Source organism: Spirillospora sp. NPDC048819, from assembly GCF_040650055.1.
Classification (GTDB): domain Bacteria; phylum Actinomycetota; class Actinomycetes; order Streptosporangiales; family Streptosporangiaceae; genus Spirillospora.
In genome coordinates this window covers 1-18875 of record NZ_JBEZGN010000019.1, presented here as the reverse complement: position 1 = coordinate 18875, position 18875 = coordinate 1, and the positions used below count along the sequence as shown (strand labels likewise).

Below are 18875 nucleotides of genomic sequence, written 5' to 3'. Positions count from 1 at the left end.
CAGTGGACACCGGGGAAGTGCTCTCCGATGTTCGCGACTGTAGACGGCCGCACGGCGACGGCCGACCGCCGGTTCGGGCGGTGGAGCGGCGCGGCCGATGCGCCCGGGGGGACGCTCACCGGACGCGCCACTCTCACCTCCCCCCACGGGACCGCGCCGGGGGTCGCGGTCCCCTCCGGTGGCCGGGCGGCGTTGTAGTGCGGCTGCCCCCTCACCGGAGTCCCTTTCGCGCGGCGGCCCGCTCAACCTCGGCGCGCAGGGCGTCACGAAGCGAGTCGGCGTCCGAACAGATCACCGTCGGATAGATCCCGGCGGCCGGGTCATGGAGGCTGGCCACCCAGTCGCCCAGCCGCCCGTCCCAGCGAACCGCCCGCCAGATCCGATGCCCCGTGAACTCCTGACGCAGCCTGGCGAGTTCGTGATCATTGATCGCTTCCTGAGCGTTCATCGGCGGCCCTTCTCCTTCCGCGTTCTTGGGACAAGGATTCCGGCTCCGCGTTACCTTCGGAAGGTTCGTACAGCAGATACAACAACGGGGAGTCGCAGGTGAGCGCCAGAGAGTCATTGAACCCAGAGGGCTCGCTTTGGGATCTCATCGCGGTTCAGCTGCGCAGACATCGCGAAGAACGCAGGATGTCCGGCAGTGCGCTGGGGGTAATACTTGATCTTGATCGATCAAGTGTTTCGCGGCTTGAGTCTGGCCAGGTGAAGCTCCTGGAGAAGCACGCACGCGTCCTTGACCGGGAGTGGGGCACTCAGGACCTCTTCCAGGTCCTCCTCCTCTTCGCCAAAGCAGGCCATGACCCGGAGTGGTTCAAGGCGCACTTCGAACTGGAGGTCCTTGCCGCTGAGCTGCGCATATGGGAACTCGCCTGGATCCCAGGGCTGTTTCAGACGGAGGCGTACACACGTGAGGCCGTGCTTGCAGGCGGGTTCCAGGACGTCGATGGACGTGTGGCAGTCCGGATGAAGCGCCAGGAATGTCTGCTTCGCGATCCCGCGCCAAATCTGTGGGCCATGCTCGACGAGGGCGTTATCAGGCAGCCCGTTGGCGGGGCTGAGGTCATGCGCGGCCAACTCGCCAGGCTGCTGGAGTTGGGTGAACAGCCGAACATTTCCGTGCGGATCGTTCCCCAGCGTGCCGGTGCGCACGTTGGACGCGACGGCTCGTTCAAGATCATGACTGTGGACGGCGGCGACTCGGTGTACGTCGAGGCGAGCTTTGGTGGGCGACTTGCCGTGGATATCACGGATGTACGCTCGTACCGAGCAAACTTCGATCGCATCAGTGATCGGGCTCTTCCGGTGGATGCGTCCGCCGAGTTGATCCAGCAAGTGATGGAAGGCTTCAGATGACTCCCGTCTGGCGCAAGTCCAGCCGCAGCGGAACCGACGCTGGAACGAGCGACTGTGTGGAAGTGGCGCAGCTCTGGCGCAAGTCCAGCCGCAGCGGAAGCACGTCCGGCCAGAGTGACTGCGTGGAGGTTGCGCAGCTTGCCCCCAACATCGGAGTGCGTGACTCCAAGGCCCCCGAGGCCCCCCACCTGGCTCTCGCTGCCGCCGAGTGGCGTGCGTTCGCCGACCGTGTGAAGCGCGGCGAGCACGACCTGGCCTGATTCGTCCCCAGCGTTGTGCGAGCCCTCGGCCCCAGGTGCGGGTCGAGGGCTCGTTGCCGTACGTCGAGCATCCCGCCCTGGAAGGTAGTGGCCAGGTGCGGCGAAGTGGTGATGGACGGACGGGCGGCGCGGAACAATCTGGTGCAGGACGGGATGTCGCGGGTGAGGTCGGCGCTGCGGGAGGCGCGATGAGCAGTGGGGGCGGCAGGCGTCGGCAAGCGGTCGCGGCCGGGGCAGGTGTGGTGGCCGGCGCGGTGGTGAACGTGGCCACGGGGATGTTGACCCAGGAGTGGGGCCTGGCGTGGCTGGCGGCGGCGCTGGCGTGCGTGGCGACGGGCGCCGGATTGCTGGCATGGCTGACGTTCCGTGCGACGGCGGATCCAGAACCGGCAGGTTCCGGTCGGGTGTCGGCGTCGGGAGAGGGCGCGATCGCGGCCGGCGACTCGGTGACCGGGTCATCGACAAAGGTGACGCGCCCGCCCGCAGGCGGCCCGGCACCGACACCACCGGTCCCAGGAGCCGGTGAGGGAGTAAGCGCATCGGGCCTGGGGACGATCGCCGCCGGAGGCGATGTGAAGGACTCCCGTACCGAGGTCACCGGGGATGACCAGGCAACGCCGTGAGAAGCAGCCGAGGCGGCCCCTCACCCAGTGAGGAGGGCCGGGACGCAGAGCAGCCGGACGGACGGGTTGAGGCGGCTGGCACCGGGGCGATGGCCGCCGGCGGCAACATCATCGACTCGTCCACACACGTGGGTGATGTGTATCAGGCGGCACCCCTGCCACGGCCCGAAAACGTAGATCCGCCCCCCTGGGTGCTGCCGGCTCTGCCGTTGCGCACGACGACATTCGTCGGACGGAGCGGGAAACTGGCCGAGTTGGACGCCGCGCTGGCAGACCCGGGTGGGGCGGTGGTGCAGGCGGTGCACGGGCTGGGCGGCGTGGGCAAGAGCGCGCTGGCCGCGCAGTGGGCGCACCAGCATGCCGACAGCCACGTCCTGACCTGGTGGATCACCGCTGATTCCGCGGCAGGCGTCACAGCGCGCCTGGCCGATCTGGCCGGGATGCTGGTGCCCGAGATGACCCGCAGCACGCCAGCAGCGGTGGCGTTAGAAGAGCGGGCCGCTTGGGCACGGCGGTGGCTGGCCGCACACGCAGGCTGGCTGGTGGTGCTCGACAACGTCACCCACCCCGCCGATGTGGCCGAGCTGGTGACCAGCGCTCCCGGCGGCCGCTTCCTGATCACCAGCCGCTTGCGGGAGGGTTGGTACGACCTCGTCCCGGCACTGGTCGAACTGGATGTGCTCAGCGCATCCGAGGCTCAGGAGCTGCTGGCCGGCATCCTCACCACCGGCCGCCAAGCCGCCGACCTGGCCGGTGCCGCCGAGCTGTGCACCGAACTGGGTCACCTGCCGCTGGCCGTCAAACAGGCCGGCGCCTATATCCACCAGACGCACCTGTCCCCGGCGGCCTACCTGGAGATGCTGCGCACCGATCCGGCGGTCATGTACGACCAGACGGCTCGCGGCGCTGACGGTGAACGCACCATCGCCCGGATCTGGCGTCTCACTCTCGACCACCTCACCGCCACCGCCCCGCTGGCCGGTGACGTGCTGCGCGTCCTGGCCTGGTGGGCGCCCGAGGACATCCCCCGCACCTTGCTCACCCCGCTCGGCGGCCCGGTAGAACTCGCCACCGCGCTGGGCGACCTGTCCGCCTACAACATGATCACCCTGGACGCCGACACCATCTCTGTCCACCGCCTGGTCCAAGCCGTCGCCCGCACCCCCGACCCGCGCCCGGTCCAGGGCGACGGCGACCCCCACCGCCGCCCCGACGCCATCGACCACGCCCGCACCCAGGCCACCGACCTGCTCAACCAGGCTTTTCCCGCCACGGCTGGCAACCCGGCAGAGTGGCCGGCCTGGCAGATCCTGGTCCCCCACGTCACCGCCCTCGCCGACCACACCATCTCCTACACCCTCCTACACCGACTCGGTCGAACTCGCGGGACTGCTCCAGGGCACAGCGGCCTTCCTACGCGACCAGGGAGCCGTGAATCGCGCCATCACCTTCTATCAGCGCACGCTGATCTGCTGCGAGCGGGTGCTGGGCGGCGACCACCCCAATACTCTGACCACCCGCAACAACCTTGCTAGCGCCGATGAGGCGGCCGGTGATCCAGGGCGCGCGATTCCGCTGCATCAACAGAGGCTGGCCGATTGCGAGCGGGTGCTGGGCGGCGACCACCCGACCACTCTGGCCTCCCGCACGTGCGTGGCGGCCCCGCAGCACGCAAGGCGCGAATGTCGTCCGCATCTACTAGTATCGAACATATGTTCCAGTGGGTACTGGAGTGGTTCTCACCCGAACGGATCGGTGCGCTGATCGGCTTGGAGGGCGACCTGGGCCGACCGGACCTTCCACGTAAGGCGGACGTGCCGATGACAGCCTCGCCCGACGTCCTCTCGACCTCCATCGACGCGATCAGAAGCTCCCAGGCGCGGCAGCGCCCCGTCATCATGGTCACGTGTGCCGCGGACGGCCGTCCCTGGGTCTGCGTTCCGGATTCGGGGGAGCTGCGCGTGATCGAGGATCGGTGTCTGCGCGTGGCGATATGGCCGGACAACCCCACCGCGACCGACCTGGACCGCGGCGAGCCCGTCCTGCTGATCGTCACGGGTTCGCCGGACGTCCATCTCATCCGCGCCACGGCCCGCCGGCTGGCCGACGCCGCCATGGTGTGGGCTCACTACGACCTCACCATCACGTCGTCGCGGATCGCCGACCGCGGCACCGCGCCCTACCTTCAGTCCGCGCAGCTCAGCGGCAGTACCGACGTCCGCAAGGAGGTCTTGGAGAGCGGCGGCTCGCGCAAGCCGCTGACAAGGTCGTCCATGTAGTCGAGACCGTTTGGATCGCTGAACCTGACCGGCGGTCCAAACGGTCTCCAGCGTGCGAGGGTCACCCAGACGCCTGGCCGAAGGCGCTGTCCTGCGGTGTCCCGTCCCTGCTGGCGCAGGGTGCCGGCCGGACCGAGCGCCGCAGGATCATCAGAGATCTCGGACTCGTTGTGCGATGAGCGCGGCGTGTGACAGCGGCGTCGACAGGTCCGCCACGTCTCCGTTGGTGGTGTAGTCGAGCAGCACGACCGTGTGCTTCGTGCTGAGTTCACGGAGTTCGGCGACGAGATCGGGGGCTCGGTGGTCGAGCATCCAGCGGTAGGTCGGCAGATAGATCAACCGCCGGGCCTCCTCGTAGCCGAGCAACCGACCTTCGAGCCGGTGGCCGAGCGGCGGGCCGAGGCGGCGGACCGTTCGCTTGATCCCCTTCATGGTCGTCACCTCTAGTTTGGAGAAATCCTCCTCCTCGGAGGCGAACACCTTCAGGGCCTGCCAGACGCCCTCGACCGACTGCGCCGTCCGGTCCGGATGGCCGGGCACCGGGATGCCGCCGTGCGGATAGAACGGGCTGAGTCGCACCCAGGGCTCCGGGGCCCGGGACGTCACATCGAGGATCAGCGCGTCCGGGAAGTCTCGGTGGAGCGTGGTGCGGCGGCGGCTCGCGACATGAAGGGACATGAACGCGAACCTGCCATCCGGGTACGACAGTTCATCTCGAAGTGAGACTGACTTCGTCGGCCAATCGGACCGGCCGCCCATGGGCGCTGCCGCTCGGTCCTTGGTCCAGCGTGTCAGCCGAGGGGGCGGACCTGGACTACGCCGGATTCGGTCACGCGGGTTTCGAAGGAGGGCTGGCGGGCGGTGGCGGGGCCGTGGACGACGGCGCCGTCGCGGACGCGGAAGGTGCTGCCGTGCCAGGGGCAGATGACGCAGATCTCGGCGTTGTCGTCGGTGACGACGCGGCCCTGGTGGAGCGGTCCGGCGAGGTGGCTGCAGCGGTCGGTGAGGACGTGGATCTCGTCGCCGGTGCGCAGCACGAACAGGCCGATGTAGCCGAGGCGGCGGTGCACCGGCCAGCCGTCCGGGAGCTCTTCGGCACTGCACAGGTCGTGCCAGCCCAGGGTGACGAGATGGGCGGTCTGGTCGGCGTGGCTGGCGCCGCCGGCCTGGCGGAAGGCGAGGTGGCCGCCCAGGTAGCTGCCCGCCAGGAGGGCTGTGAGGCCGGCGAAGCCGAAGGCGCGTCCGGCGGCGTCGCGGCCCTGGTAGCGGGCCAGGAAGGACGCCGAGTACAGCGTGCTCGCCGTCGCCATGCCGGCCGCGTGGACGAGCCCTACGCGCTGCTGTTCACGGTGCATGGCCGACCAGTCGGCGATTCCGGTGAGGACGGTCGGGACGGCGCCGGCGAGGCCCGTCGCGACGAGGGTCTGCGCGGCGCGGCGGCCGCCGGGCATCAGGTCGAGGACGGCGGCGGAGATCCAGCAGCCCATGGGCACGTCGGTCAGCGGCGGATGCGCGGGATGCCCGACCGGGACGCCGTGGAGGGCGTCCTTGACCGGGCCGGGGCGCAGCGTCCGCCGCACGGCCGTGGACAGGACGCGGATCGTGCGGTCGAGGCTGCGGGCGTGCTCCAGGCCCTCGGTGGCGTCGGCGAGCCGTGTCGAGCCTTGGGGCCGGGAGCGCCGGAAGATGTTCGTCCTGCGGTTCATGCCCCTCCTCCGCGGCTGCTGAGACGCCTGTTGCGACACTAGTCTTCCGCGTTCTCCTGCGGCCAGTCATTCCTACCTGGAGGGGGATGGGCCTAAACCACGGGGTCAGCGCACCACCGGCTCGACGGTGACGGGGACGCCGTTGAACACGGCGTTGCCGGAAAGCGGGTCGATCTCCTGCTCGTCGGTGACGGCGTTGACGTTCACGCCCGCGTGCCGGTGGGCGACTTCGGTGCGGGTGCCGGGACGGTCGTGGCCCCAGCCGTGGGGGAGGCTGACGACGCCCGCCATGACGGTGTCGGTGGGTTCGGCGACGGCCTCGACGGCGCCCGTCCGGGAGGCGACGCGGACGCTGTCGCCGGCGGCGATGCCGAGCCGGTCCGCGTCGGCGGGGTTGAGCTGGAGCGTGCAGGTGTTGGAGCCGCGCACCAGTTCGGGGACGTTGTGCAGCCAGCTGTTGTTGGAACGCAGGTGGCGGCGTCCGATCAGCACCATCCCGCCGGGCGGAACGGGGTCGCGCAGCGCCGAGTGCAGGCGGTCGACGTCGGCGGCGAACGTGGACGGGCACAGCTCGACGCGGCCGGACGTGGTGCAGAGGACCTCGTCCAGGCGCGGCTCAAGGGGGCCGAGGTCGAGGCCGTGCGGGTGCTCGGTGCGGAGTTTGTCCAGCGTGAGGCCGGACGGGTCGGCGCCGAACCCGTCGCCGTACGGGCCGAGGCGCAGCATCATGTCGAGCCGCTGCTCGGTCGGCGTTCCGTCGTCGAGCATCTTCCGGAGGTCGGCAGGGTCGCGGCCGTGCACCGGTGAGCCTTCGAGGGCGGCCGCCTTCCGCAGCGTCGAGTTGATGATCATCTCGTCGAGGGCGGCGGGGTCGCCGTCCGCTCCGGATGCGATCATGGCGAGGCGGGCGAGCAGGTCGGACTCGCTCGGCCGCCCGTCCGGCAGCGGCACGACCGGCGGCGAGTAGCGCGAGTAGTTGCGGACGGCGAGCCCGGTCAGCGCGATGTCGTAGTGCGGCGTCTGAGCGGGGCGCGGCGGCGGCAGGACCACGTGCGCGTGCCGGGTCGTCTCGTTCAGGTACGGGTCGACGCTCACCATGAACTCCAGGCCGGCGAGCGCACGGTCGAGCCGGGCGGCGTTCGGCGCCGACAGCGCCGGGTTGCCGCCGATCGTGATCAGCGCCTTGACCTGGCCTTCGCCGGGCGTCTCGATCTCGTCGACGAGCGTCGCGATCGGGAGCTCCCCGTTGACCTCCGGCAGTTCGCGGACGCGGCTGCGCCACCGTCCGGTCGTGAAGGGCTTCTTGCGACGGTACGTGGGGGTGTGCGCGGGCCGGGGGAACATCGCGCCGCCGGGACGGTCGAGGTTCCCCGTGAGGACGTTGAGGACGTCCACGAGCCAGCTGTTGAGCGTCCCGTACGCCTGGGTGCAGGTGCCGATGCGGCCGTAGACGGCGGCGCGTTCGGCGGCGGCGAGCTCGCGGGCCGTCCGGCGGATCGTGCCGGCGGCGACGCCCGTGGTCTCCGCGACGCGCTCGGGGGCGAAGTCCACCGCGAGGGCGCGCAGGTCGTCGAGGCCGTTGACGTGCCCGTCCAGGTGCTCGGCGGAGGCGACCAGGTCCTCGGCGAACAGGGTGTGGACGAGCGCCATGAGGAGGAACGCGTCCGTCCCGGGGCGGATGAAGAGGTGCTCGTCGGCGAGGGCGGCCGTCCGCGTGCGGCGCGGGTCGACGACGGTGACCTTGCCCCCGCGCGCCCGGATCGCCTTGAGCCGTCCGGGGAAATCGGGTGCGGAGCACAGGCTCCCGTTCGACTCCAGGGGGTTGGCGCCGAGCATGAGCAGATGGTCGGTGCGGTCGAGGTCGGGCACGGGAATCGCCAGCGGATCGCCGAACATGTGCCCGCACGCGACGTGCTTCGGCATCTGGTCGGCGGTGCTGGCCGTGTACAGGTTGCGGGTGCCGAGCGCCTTCACGACCGCGCCCGCGTAGAGGGGGCCGGCGACCGAATGGGCCGTCGGGTTGCCGATGTAGACGGCGACGGCGTCGCGCCCGTGCCGTGCGATGACGTCGGACAGCCCCGCCCGGATCGTCTCGAACGCCTCGTCCCACCCGGCCGCGGCGTGCTCGTCGCCGGCGCGGACGAGCGGTTCCGCCAGCCGGTCCGGGTCGCCGTCGAGGCTGCCGAGCGTCGCGCCCTTGGGGCAGATGAACCCCATGCTGAGCGGATCCTTCTCGTCTCCGCGGACGCGCGTCACCGTCCCCGCGTCGTCCAGGGTCAGTTCGAGGCCGCACAGGGCTTCGCAGAGGGGACAGGTGCGGAACGCCGTGCGGTCGCCCATGGGGACTCTCCTTGAGAACGGGACCGTGTCCCATGATGACCCGTCCCACCAGGGGGCGCCATCATCGGGTCCGGCCAAGCATGGCCGGGACGCCGATTCCGGAGTTACCTTGACAAAGAGGACTTTCGGCAGCCGCTAGGGAGCTGCTATGGAGCCGTGGGTCGCCTGGTTGCTGGTCGCCGCGCTGCTCGGCATCGCCGAGATGTTCACGCTCACGCTGGCGCTGGGCCTGCTGGCCGTCGCCGCGCTCGCCGCGGGGCTGGCCGGCGCGCTCGGACTCCCCCTCGCCGCGCAGGTCGCGGTGTTCGCGCTCGGCTCCCTCGCCGGCCTCGTCGTCGTCCGCCCGATCGCGCGCCGGCACATCGCCCAGCCGCCGCCGCTGCGCTCGGGCACCGCCGCGCTCGTCGGACGCGAGGCGACCACCCTGACCGAGGTGAACCGCCAGGGCGGACGGGCCCGGATCGGCGGCGAGGAGTGGACGGCCCGCCCCTACGACCCCGACCTCGTCATCCCGGCCGGCGCCGTCGCCGACGTCCTCGCCATCGAGGGGGCCACCGCCCTCCTGTACTGGGTCTCGTCCTCGGATGAGGAGCAGCCATGACCGACATCGCCATCACCGTCCTCATCGCCCTGATCGCCGGGGTCGCCCTCTTCGCCACCGCGGTGATGCGGGCGGTGTGGATCATTCCGCAGGCACGTGCCCGCAACGTGGAGCGCCTCGGCCGCTACCACCGCACGCTCGAACCGGGCATCAGCTTCGTCATCCCGTTCGTCGACCGCGTCAAACCCAGCCTCGACCTCCGCGAGCAGGTCGTGTCGTTCAAGGCGCAGCCGGTCATCACCGAGGACAACGTCGTCGTCCACATCGACACCGTGCTGTTCTTCCAGGTCACCGACCCGCGCGCCGCCGACTACGAGATCGTCAACTACATCAAGGCGATCGAGCAGCTCACCGCGACGACACTGCGCAACGTCATCGGCACCCTGGACCTGGAGGCCACCCTGACGTCCCGCGACCGGATCAACACCGCGCTGCGCGGCGTGCTGGACGACGCGTCCGGCAAATGGGGCATCCGCGTCACCCGCGTGGAGATCAAGGCGATCGAGCCGCCGCCGTCCATCAAGGACGCCATGGAGAAGCAGATGCGCGCCGAGCGGGAGAAGCGCGCCGCGATCCTGACCGCCGAGGGCGCCCGCGCGTCCAAGATTCTCACCGCGGAGGGCGAGAAGCAGTCGACGATCCTGCGCGCCGAAGGCGCCAGGCAGGCCGCCATCCTGGAGGCCGAGGGACAGTCGGTCGCGATCGACCGCGTCTTCAACACCATCCACGAGGCCGACCCCGACCCGAAGCTCCTCGCCTACCAATACCTGCAGACGCTGCCGAAACTCGCCGAAGGCCAGGGCAGCACCTTCTGGGTCATTCCCAGCGAGGTCACGACCGCGCTCCAGGCCGTCTCGCAGGCATTCGGCGGTTCCCTGGACGACGCCAAGTCCGCCCTCCAGAAAGCCGCACGCCAATCCGACGGCGAACCGCAGGAACTCGACCAGGGGGACGGCCCCTACGAACTGGGCCGCGGCAACCGCCAGAAGGCCGAACACTGACCAGCGGCGCGCCGGCCAACCTGCGCGCGGTCGGCCGACGCGGTCAGCCGACGTGCCGGTCAGCCGGAGAACGGTCAGCCGGAGAACGGTGCCGCCGCCTTGAAGTCGGGATGCACCTCGACGGTCGGGGCGAGCGCCGCCATGATCCGCCGCGCCCGCGACAGCGGATGCTGCGGGAAATGCGGGTCCCATCCGGGGTCGTCCGACCAGTTCCGCGGCAGGCCGCCCTGCACGTCCGGCGCGTAGGGGTGCTGCGCCCACGAGCGCATCATCTCCTGCATGTCGCGCCCCTGCCCGTACTCCGACATGAACCGGTCGAGCGCCACGCTGTCGCGCATCCCGGTGACGCCCTCCTCCAGGCACTGGACCTTCAGCACGAGGCTCCGGTCGGCGCGCGGCACCGTGAACGACCCGAGGTAGGCCACGCCGCTCGGACGGTCCGGCAACGGCAGCTTGACGATCTGCCGCACCGCCGGAAGCCCGTCCACCGTGACGACGTCCAGCTCGACGACCCCGCCGCCGCCCGCCGCCGTGTGCGCCACCGTCCGGGCGCGCAGCAGATCGAGATCCTCCAGCGGCGCGGGCAGATCCGGCGGGATGTCGAACCCGTAGACGGCCAGCCCGTCCCCGTCCGCATTCCGGAAGGCCCCGGGCTGCACCTGCTCCCACCCGGTCACATCAAAGCGCAACGACATAGCGCCGCACCCTAACGCGAACCACGCGACGTCAGACGCTTTCCAAATCAGAGAACGCCACGCTCAATCTCATACCTTCCGGTAGCGGCGTGCTCGTGCTCCTGGTGTCGGTTCCCGTACGTGGCCAGAGCCTGAACGCACGATGCGGAGCAGGCCGCCCGGTGACATGGGAAGCGGCCGGGCGGGGGAGGCCGCCCGGCCGCTTCGGGGCGCGTCCCGCAGAGACACGCCGGGTGAGAGGCGGCCCCGAGGCCGGGCCGTCCCTCTGGGATAGGTCAAGAACCGTTCACGCCGAGGCCCTTGAACGCGACGATGCGGCTCAACCTACCCCGGTAAACACGAGTGTCTCAAGACACTGAATCGGACGTCTATGCCGCGGTGTTCGGTGCGCATGGCATGCTTGGCGTCCGATCGAGGAGGTCCGTGGGGGCCGGGGCGGAGGTGAGGCGATGAGCGTGCGGCGAAACAGGGTCGCGGCTGCGGCCGTGGCGGGGGCGATGGCGCTGACGGCCGCGGCGTGCGGCAGCTCGGGAGACTCCGAGGCGAAGGGCGCCACGCCGCCCGCACCCGGCGGCTCCTCGGCCGGGACGCAGCCGACCAAGCCCACGCAGCCCGCCAAGAAGCCGATCATCCTCGCGTTCGGCGGCGACGTGCATTTCGAGGGAATCCTGCGTCCCCGTCTCAACAATCCCTCGACCGCGCTTGGGCCGATCGCGAGGAAGCTGCGCTACGCCGACCTCGCGATGGTCAACCTGGAGACGGCCATCACGACGGGCGGGACGCCCGCGCCCGGCAAGGCGTTCACCTTCCGCGCCCCCGCGACCGCCTTCAAGGCGTTGAAGGCCGCCGGCGTGGACGTCACGTCCATGGCCAACAACCACGGCATGGACTACATGGAGGGCGGCCTGGCCGACTCCCTGGCCGCCATCAAGCGCACCGGGTTCCCGACCGTCGGAATCGGCAAGAACGCCGATGACGCCTACCGTCCCTACCGCGTCACCGTGAAGGGCAACAAGCTCGCCATCGTGGGGGCCACGCAGGTACTGGACAACAACCTGATCCAGGCGTGGACGGCCACCGACACTAAGGGCGGGCTTGCTTCCGCGAAGAACGTCCCACGGATGGTCCAGGCGGTGAAGGAGGCGAGCAAGGGGTCCGACGTCGTCATCGTCCACCTGCACTGGGGAGCGGAGCTGCAGCCCTGCCCGCTTCCGCGCCAGCAGGAACTCGCCGAGAAACTCATCGCGGCAGGTGCGGACATCCTCGTCGGCGGCCACGCGCACATCCCGCTCGGCGGCGGCTACAAGGACGGCGCGTACGTCCACTACGGCATGGGCAACTTCGTGTTCTACTCCGCCAACGGCAAGACGGCGGAGTCCGGCGTGCTGTACCTGCGCGTGGAGAACGGCAAGGTCACCAAGGACAAGTGGGATCCTGCGCGGATCTCCGGCGGCATCCCGATTCCGCTGAAGGGCGCCCAGGCGAAGGCCGCCGTCAAACGGTGGAACGGCCTGCGGGAGTGCACCGGACTCCAGGCACGCCCGTCCTGACGCCGCCCGTTCGCTGAGTTGGACTCTCCCACTGTGGGAGACGTCAGGGTGGGGCCTGTGAGCAACGATCTCCTGCCGATCGGGCGCTTCGCCCGGCTGTGCCGGCTGAGCGTCAAGCAACTCCGGCACTACGACGACCTGGGGCTCCTCGCCCCCGCGTGGACGGACCCGGCGTCCGGCTACCGGTACTACCGGCCCGGCCAGGCCCGGGACGCCCTCATGATCGGCCTGCTGCGCGCGATGGACGTGCCGCTGCCGGTCGTGGCGCGCGTCCTGTCCGGGGGCGGCGTCGGATCCGGAGGCAGTGTGCTCTCCGGGGCCGAGGGCGGGGGCGATCAGCTGAAGGCGGCGCGGGACCGGATCGAGGCCGATGTCGCGCGGCGGCAGCGCGGCCTGCGTCTCCTGGACCGCGTCCTCGCCGAGGGGCTGCCGGAGAGCACGGTGTCGATCGTCCGGGAGCCGCCGCGGCGGGTCTTCACCGCACGTGAGCCCGCGACACCGGAGACGATCCCGGACGCCACCGCGGCGTGCGTGGCCCGGCTGCTGCCCCGGATGTCACCGGACGGAGTGCTGGTCGGGCTGTTCCCCCTGGACATGGAGGAGGAGTTCGACGTCCGCGTGGTCGTCCAGGCGGCGGACGGCGACGACGTCCTGCCCGGTGGGTCATTCGCCGGGGCCGTCCATGTCGGCCCGTACGAGGAGATTCCGCTCACGGTCCATGGCGTGCTCGCGTGGTTCGGCGACTACGGGCACACGCCCGCCGGGCCCGTCCGCGAGGTGTACCTCAACGACCCCGCGACCACGCCGCCCGAGCGCCTGGAGACTCAGGTGCTGATTCGAGTGGAGGATGACCGATGAGCTGGTACGAGGCGGCGGAGGACCCGGAGCTGGTGGAGCACGGGGCCGTGTCGGGGCTGGCCGTCACCGGCCGTGGCGAGCCGGGCGGTACCGCCTACGGCGAGAGCGTGGGAGCGCTGTACGCGGTCATGGGCGCGCTCGGTGCGCCGATGGCGCCCCTGGAGGGACGCTGGTGGGTGGAGGACGAGCGCTCGCCGTTCGACGTGCCGCGCGACCAGTGGTGGTGGCATCTGTTCCTTCGTCTCCCGGACGGCACCGAGTCGGTCGACCGGGCCTGCGAAGAGGTGCGGCCCGGAGTGCCCGCGGCGTGCCGCGTCCAGCACGTCACGTTCACCGACGGCCGATGCGTCCAGGTCCTCCACCGAGGCGCCTACTCCGACGAGCCGGCGACCCTTGCCCGCATGGCCGCGCTGATGGAGGCCGAGGGCCTCGTGCGGAACGGCCTGCATCACGAGATCTACCTGTCCGACCCCAGTGAGACCGACCCGGAGAAGATGCGCACGATCCTCCGCCAGCCCGTCCGGTAGGCGGACGCGGACGCTACCGGCTGCCCGCCCGAGGACGTAGTTTCACGGGAAACGCTTCTACGGACGGGCAGGCGGGGCTCATGCGAGACCAGCGGGTGAGGTCGGACGAGATCGAGCTGGCCGTGCGGGTGCGCGGCGAGGAACACCGGCCGACGGTGGTCCTCGTCCACGGCTACCCCGACACGAGCGCCATGTGGGACGAGGTGGCCGAGCAGCTCGCCGGACGGTTCCGCGTCGTCGTCTACGACGTGCGCGGCGCCGGCGCGTCCGGCAGCCCGTCCGACCCGCTCGACTACGGGCTGGACGCGCTCATGGGCGACCTCGAAGCCGTCCTGGACGGTGTCGGCGCCGATGAGCCCGTCCACCTGGTGGGGCACGATTGGGGTTCGGTGCAGGGCTGGGAGGCCGTCATCGGGGACCGGCTGCGGCGACGCATCGCCTCGTTCACCTCGATCTCCGGGCCGGACCGGCGGCACATGGCGCGCTGGACGCGGCAGGCCGTCCGGTCCGGTCCGCGCGGCGTGGCGGAGGTCCTCGGCCAGGCACGCCGCAGCGTCTACATGCCGGTGCTGATGGCGCCGAAGGTGGGCGAGGCCGCGGCCCGCGTCCTGTCCGCCGGGTTTCCGCGCGTGATGGGGCTGCGGGAGGGCGCCGAGCCGCGGTCCGGCCACCCGGCGGACACCCTCAAGACGGACGCCCGCAACGGGCTCGGCCTGTACCGCGCCAACATGGGCCGCCGCGCCGCCCGGTCCGGCGGCCAGACGAACCGGGCCGACGAGGGGCGGACGGACGTGCCCGTCCAGCTCATAGTCTCCATCAAGGACAAGTACGGGTCCCAGCCACTGCTGCTGTCCGCGCGCGGACCTGTGACACGCCTGTACGTACGGCGCGCACCGGCCGGACACTGGGTCGCGCGCAGCCACCCGGACCTCATCGCCCGCTGGGTCACCGAGTTCGTCGAGCACATCGACGGCGGGCCAGAGACTCCGGCGCTCGCCCACGCGCGCGCGGCAGGAGAGCCCGGGAAGGACTTCGGCGGCGATCTCGTCGTCGTCACTGGGGCGGGCAGCGGCATCGGACGCGCCACGGCCCACGCCTTCGCCGACGCAGGGGCCCGTGTGGTCGTCGCAGACATCGATGAAGGCGCCGCCAAGCGCACCGTGGACGAGATCGCCGCAGGCGGAGGCGAAGCCCACGCCTACAGGGTCGACGTCGCCGACGCCGACGCGATGGAACAGTTCGCCGACCACGTCCGTGTCTCCTTCGGCGTCCCGGACGTCGTCGTCAACAACGCGGGCATCGCCCTGGCCGGCTCACTCCTCGACACATCGGAAGACGACTGGGCCCGCATCCGCGCCATCAACGTGGACGGCATGTACCGGGGATGCCGCCTGTTCGGGCGCCAGATGGTCGAGCGCGGCGAGGGCGGCCACATCGTCAACGTCTCGTCCATGGTGGCGTACCTGCCCAGCCCCGAACTCCCCGCCTACGCCGCCACCAAGGCCGCCGTGCTCCAGATGACCGAATGCTTCCGCCTCGACATGGACCGCTACGGCATCGGCGTCTCCGCCATCTGCCCCGGAGCGATCGACACGCCCATCACGGGCCGGACCCGCTTCGTCGGCCTGCCACCCAGTGTGGACGGCGAACTGCGCGAGCGGATGGGCCGCGCGGTAGAGCGGCGCGGCTTCCCGCCGGAGAAGGTCGCGCGGGCCGTCCTGCGTGCCGTCCGGCAGGACGCACCCGTCGCGTTCGTCGCCGCCGAAGCCCGCCTCGGCCGCGCCCTCTCCCGCGTGTCGCCAACGGCGAACCGCGCGATCGCCCGCCTCGGCCGCCGCGCAGGAGATCGCCTCCGCACAAACGCAGAACGCCTCCACACCTGACCCCGTCCCAGGCGACACCGTCCCAGGTTCGACCGCCACGGGTTCGACCGACACGGGTTCGACTGTCACGGGTTCGGCCGTCACGGGTTCGACCGGCCCGGGTTCGACCGGCCCGGGTTCGACCGGCCCAGGTTCGACCGGCCCAGGTTCGACTGGCACGGGTTCGACCGCACCGCGGCACCAGCAGGGGCGGCACACCGGCACACCCCACATGAGCGGCACACCGGCACACCCACATGAGCGGTACACCCCGGCACAGGCGGCGCACTCCCACGCGAGACTTCCACGCGGGGCTCCCATGCGGGGCTCCCATGCGGGACTCCCACGCGCGACTCCCATGCGGGACTTCCACGCGGGTGGCGTCAGGGGGCGTCGACGGTTCGCTTGAGGGTCTGGGTGGGGGTCTCCCCGAAACGCTGCCGGTAGTGGGCGGCGAAACGGCTCATGTGGAGGTATCCGGCGGCCCCGGCGATGTCCGTGACCGTGACCGTGCGCGGGCCGGGCCGGGCCTCGACGAGCGCGGTGCGGGCATGGTCGAGCCGCACCCCGCGCAGGAACTGTGTGGGCGTCATGCCCCACTGGTCCTGGCAGATGGCCTGAAGCTGCCGGACGCCGATCCCCACCGCAGCGGCGATGTCGGTGACGCCGATCGGACGATGGTGATGGGTCTCGACCCACTCGCGGATCGTCCCCGCGAGATGGTGCGGGACGCGGGCGGGCGCTTCCGCGAGGCTCTCGGTGGCGGTGTGCGGAAGCCCCAGGAGGATGGCGGTGAGCAGCGACTCCTCCAGGCTCCGCGCCGCCAGTGGATGCAGGCCGCCCCCGCGTCCCGTCGCGTGGTCGAGCACGTCGCAGACATGCCGCCAGGTGCGTTCGACGATCGAGGACGGGGTGATGGCCGGCCCGTCCACGCTGTGGAAACGCAGCGGCGGGCTGTGCTCCCGTCCCAGATGGCGGTCGAGGTGGTCGGCGAGACGCCCGGTGCTCGTGGCGATGACGAGGCAGCCGAGCGTCGGGTGCGGCGTCATCCGCATCGCCTCGTCGTGGGAGAGGACGAGGCTGCCGCCCGCCGTGTCCCGGTTGTGCGTGGACCGGTACTCGACGCCCATCGGCGCGATCGGCGCGCACATGGCGAAGTGTCCCTCGGTCGGGGGCGTGTCCACGATGACCCCGCCGCCTCCGTAGCGCACCCAGACGAGATTGACCGAACCCACACCGACGGCGTTGACGCGGCCGTCCAGCGTGACGCCCGGCTCACGGGCCTGGAGGTCGTGCCCAACGGCGAACGGCTCGACCGTGTCGTGCAGGACGTCGATGTCCTTGCTGACGACCCGCTGGTAGGCGGACAGAGGCGGCGAGGTCTCGGGAGAAGTCATGTTCGTGTCGGTGGAGCCGTTTCGTTACGGTCGGTGGACAGGACACCCCGGGCCCGCAGCCGCGGCATGACCTCGGCGGCGAAGTAGCCCAGCTCATCAGCGTAATTGAGGAACGACAGAGCGATACCGTCGAATCCCGCATCGGCGAACTCCGCGAGACCGTCCGCGACGTCGTCGGGGTCGCCGACCAGGGGGCAGCTTCCGTGCCCGGCGGCGAACCGGTCCCGGTAGACCTGCAGCATCTCGGGCGTGAACGACTGCGCGTGCAACCCCTGCAACCGCATCACCTCGTCGACGGCGGGCCAGTCGGCGTGCTCGTCGGCGTAGTAGCGCAGGAAGTCCTCCGCCTCGGTCCTCGTCGGCCGGCACACGACGTGGCCGAGAGTGAACACCCCGACGGTCCGGTCATGGGACGCGGCCTCCGCGCGGATCGCCTTCACGATCTCCGCCCCGTCCTCGGGGCCGCCGACCACGGTGAACGCGCGGTCGGCGTTGCGGGCGGCGAACGAACGTCCCTGCGTGGACGACCCGGCGTTGATCACCGGAAGGCTCTGCCCATTGTACGGCTTGGGCCTCCCCACCACATGTTTGAGCTGGAAGAACTGCCCTTCATGGTCGAACGGCTCGTCCGTCGACCAGATGCGCCTGACGACGTCCCACCATTCCTGCGCGAGCCCGTAACGCGTGTCGTGGTCGTCGGGCAGGGTGAGCCCGAACATCTCGTATTCGGGGGCGTGCCAGCCCGCGACGATGTTCAGCCCGACCCGTCCCTTGCTGAGATGGTCGGCGGTCGCGAGCTGCTTGGCCGCGACGACCGGGTGATGGAACGCGGTGTGGACGGTGCTGAACACGCGAATTCGGCTGGTGGCGGCGAGGAGACCGGACGCCCACACGAGAGGGTCGAGGGCGCTCCGGTGAAAGTCGGTGTCGGGTCCCCAGTCCGTCCACCGCGCGACGGGCAGCAGGAAGTCGATGCCCGACTCATCCGCGAGACGTGCGAGACGGAGATTGTTGTCCCAGGTCGCGTGCCATCTTTCCGGGGCGGTCGTGATGGCGAGTCCCGATTCGGTGTTGGGTGAGAACAAGCCCAGCTGGAATCCCATGCCGACCCCTTTTCGTCCGTCCGCGTCCGGCATTGCCCGCCCAGTATGGGAAGCCGCCGGCCGACGGGCAATGCCCGGATCCAGCCACGCTCCGTAATGTCATACCGGGATCGTGCCGAGTGCGAGCCGGTCAAAAGATCTCGCGGGCCCGTTCACCTCATTCGAGGGGCGGTCCTCCGTCATCGCGTAGACGACCACCTGCGCGGGTTGCCGCCGCTGCTCCTTGGCCCAGCGCGCCAATTCCTGGACGACCTCGGCGAGATGCGCCCCGCAGGAATCCCCGGACCGCAGCCGGTCGTCGGCGACGGCGTCGGTCTCCAGCCGCACATGAAAGCACGACAAACGACCACAGTGTGGCATCGAGCAGGGCTGCTTGCCGTTGAGGGGAAGAGGTGCGGGGTGCATCAAGTGGCACTTTCAGCGTCGCAGGGGAGCGGAAATGCTGCCTCGAAGGTAGGAAATCCGTACCCCTCCGGACAGGAAGAGCGTGCAGAAATGCCTCCGCGGCAACGACTGGGCGTGAGACATCAATGATGCCTTAGGTCGTCGCTCTGTTCAACGCGAACGAGATAGTCCACTGCGCTGACGGGCTAGTCCAGAATGCGTGCTATCCACTGATTAATACTCCAGCCGCATTTAGTGATCGATGAGGCGTTGTTGTCGTTGGTAGTGGCAGCGGCGGGCGCGGGCCTGGTGGCGGCGTCGCCAGCGTGACCA

Annotated in this window: 20 protein-coding genes; 12 read left to right on the top strand and 8 right to left on the bottom strand. The window is 70.4% G+C overall.

What is annotated here, in order from left to right; all coding sequences use genetic code 11:
- Window positions 1–211: 211 nt before the first annotated feature.
- Entirely contained in the window at window positions 212–448 is a 237-nt protein-coding gene (locus AB0C35_RS24195) for a hypothetical protein (protein ID WP_358459646.1), read from the bottom strand.
- A 98-nt stretch (window positions 449–546) separates the two neighbouring features.
- Between AB0C35_RS24195 and AB0C35_RS24190 the strand changes: the two genes are divergently transcribed.
- From AB0C35_RS24190 to AB0C35_RS24165, 6 genes are all read left to right on the top strand, one after another.
- The gene (locus AB0C35_RS24190) at window positions 547–1356 is read left to right on the top strand and encodes a helix-turn-helix transcriptional regulator (protein WP_358459643.1); all 810 of its coding nucleotides are present in this window, start codon (window positions 547–549) and stop codon (window positions 1354–1356) included.
- Window positions 1353–1616: a DUF397 domain-containing protein gene (locus AB0C35_RS24185; protein WP_358459640.1), complete on the top strand. Its 264-nt coding sequence runs from the start codon at window positions 1353–1355 to the stop codon at window positions 1614–1616. Before AB0C35_RS24190 ends, AB0C35_RS24185 begins: the two co-directional genes overlap by 4 nt.
- Window positions 1617–1804: 188 nt before the next feature.
- Window positions 1805–2239 carry a hypothetical protein gene (locus AB0C35_RS24180; RefSeq protein WP_358459637.1) on the top strand — a complete coding sequence of 145 codons (435 nt, stop codon included), beginning with the start codon at window positions 1805–1807 and terminating at the stop codon, window positions 2237–2239.
- Between the two features lie 209 nt (window positions 2240–2448).
- Window positions 2449–3774, top strand: a complete 1326-nt coding sequence (locus tag AB0C35_RS24175) for a hypothetical protein (RefSeq protein WP_358459635.1) — start codon at window positions 2449–2451, stop codon at window positions 3772–3774.
- Window positions 3671–4003: a tetratricopeptide repeat protein gene (locus tag AB0C35_RS24170; RefSeq protein WP_358459632.1), complete on the top strand. Its 333-nt coding sequence runs from the start codon at window positions 3671–3673 to the stop codon at window positions 4001–4003. Before AB0C35_RS24175 ends, AB0C35_RS24170 begins: the two co-directional genes overlap by 104 nt.
- The gene (locus AB0C35_RS24165) at window positions 3952–4518 is read left to right on the top strand and encodes a hypothetical protein (RefSeq protein WP_358459629.1); all 567 of its coding nucleotides are present in this window, start codon (window positions 3952–3954) and stop codon (window positions 4516–4518) included. The genes AB0C35_RS24170 and AB0C35_RS24165 overlap by 52 nt, the downstream gene beginning before the upstream one ends.
- Before the next feature lie 150 nt (window positions 4519–4668).
- Here the strand turns inward: AB0C35_RS24165 and AB0C35_RS24160 are convergent, their stop codons facing one another.
- The 3 genes from AB0C35_RS24160 to AB0C35_RS24150 form a co-directional block, all read right to left on the bottom strand.
- Window positions 4669–5196, bottom strand: coding sequence for a hypothetical protein (locus AB0C35_RS24160; RefSeq protein WP_358459626.1), 528 nt, complete (start codon window positions 5194–5196; stop codon window positions 4669–4671).
- 113 nt (window positions 5197–5309) lie between these two features.
- Complete coding sequence (locus AB0C35_RS24155) at window positions 5310–6224, bottom strand: Rieske 2Fe-2S domain-containing protein (RefSeq protein ID WP_358459623.1); 915 nt, start codon at window positions 6222–6224, stop codon at window positions 5310–5312.
- Window positions 6225–6329: 105 nt separating this feature from the next.
- Window positions 6330–8564, bottom strand: a complete 2235-nt coding sequence (locus AB0C35_RS24150; protein ID WP_358459620.1) for a molybdopterin oxidoreductase family protein — start codon at window positions 8562–8564, stop codon at window positions 6330–6332.
- 148 nt (window positions 8565–8712) lie between these two features.
- On the opposite strand from AB0C35_RS24150, the gene AB0C35_RS24145 reads away from it, so the two are divergent.
- Window positions 8713–9165: an NfeD family protein gene (locus AB0C35_RS24145; protein WP_358459617.1), complete on the top strand. Its 453-nt coding sequence runs from the start codon at window positions 8713–8715 to the stop codon at window positions 9163–9165.
- Window positions 9166–9230: 65 nt separating this feature from the next.
- Window positions 9231–10166 carry an SPFH domain-containing protein gene (locus AB0C35_RS24140; protein ID WP_358460000.1) on the top strand — a complete coding sequence of 312 codons (936 nt, stop codon included), beginning with the start codon at window positions 9231–9233 and terminating at the stop codon, window positions 10164–10166.
- A 74-nt stretch (window positions 10167–10240) separates the two neighbouring features.
- Here the strand turns inward: AB0C35_RS24140 and AB0C35_RS24135 are convergent, their stop codons facing one another.
- Window positions 10241–10861 (bottom strand): hypothetical protein, encoded by a 621-nt coding sequence (locus AB0C35_RS24135; protein WP_358459614.1) that lies wholly within the window; start codon window positions 10859–10861, stop codon window positions 10241–10243.
- Between the two features lie 449 nt (window positions 10862–11310).
- Here AB0C35_RS24135 and AB0C35_RS24130 point away from each other — a divergent pair, with 449 nt between their 5' ends.
- From AB0C35_RS24130 to AB0C35_RS24115, 4 genes are all read left to right on the top strand, one after another.
- On the top strand, window positions 11311–12411 hold the full coding sequence (locus tag AB0C35_RS24130; RefSeq protein WP_358459611.1) for a CapA family protein: 1101 nt from the start codon (window positions 11311–11313) through the stop codon (window positions 12409–12411).
- Window positions 12412–12468: 57 nt separating this feature from the next.
- The gene (locus AB0C35_RS24125) at window positions 12469–13269 is read left to right on the top strand and encodes a MerR family transcriptional regulator (RefSeq protein WP_358459608.1); all 801 of its coding nucleotides are present in this window, start codon (window positions 12469–12471) and stop codon (window positions 13267–13269) included.
- Complete coding sequence (locus AB0C35_RS24120; protein ID WP_358459605.1) at window positions 13266–13796, top strand: GyrI-like domain-containing protein; 531 nt, start codon at window positions 13266–13268, stop codon at window positions 13794–13796. The genes AB0C35_RS24125 and AB0C35_RS24120 overlap by 4 nt, the downstream gene beginning before the upstream one ends.
- 80 nt (window positions 13797–13876) lie before the next feature.
- Window positions 13877–15679 (top strand): SDR family oxidoreductase, encoded by a 1803-nt coding sequence (locus AB0C35_RS24115; protein WP_358459602.1) that lies wholly within the window; start codon window positions 13877–13879, stop codon window positions 15677–15679.
- Window positions 15680–16041: 362 nt separating this feature from the next.
- Here AB0C35_RS24115 and AB0C35_RS24110 read toward each other — a convergent pair whose 3' ends face one another.
- The 3 genes from AB0C35_RS24110 to AB0C35_RS24100 all read right to left on the bottom strand — a co-directional run bounded on the left by AB0C35_RS24110 (window position 16042) and on the right by AB0C35_RS24100 (window position 18485).
- Window positions 16042–17055, bottom strand: coding sequence for a helix-turn-helix transcriptional regulator (locus AB0C35_RS24110; protein ID WP_358459599.1), 1014 nt, complete (start codon window positions 17053–17055; stop codon window positions 16042–16044).
- Window positions 17052–18158 carry an LLM class flavin-dependent oxidoreductase gene (locus AB0C35_RS24105; RefSeq protein ID WP_358459596.1) on the bottom strand — a complete coding sequence of 369 codons (1107 nt, stop codon included), beginning with the start codon at window positions 18156–18158 and terminating at the stop codon, window positions 17052–17054. The genes AB0C35_RS24110 and AB0C35_RS24105 overlap by 4 nt, the downstream gene beginning before the upstream one ends.
- Window positions 18159–18257: 99 nt before the next feature.
- Window positions 18258–18485, bottom strand: a complete 228-nt coding sequence (locus AB0C35_RS24100; RefSeq protein ID WP_358459593.1) for a hypothetical protein — start codon at window positions 18483–18485, stop codon at window positions 18258–18260.
- Window positions 18486–18875: the final 390 nt, after the last annotated feature.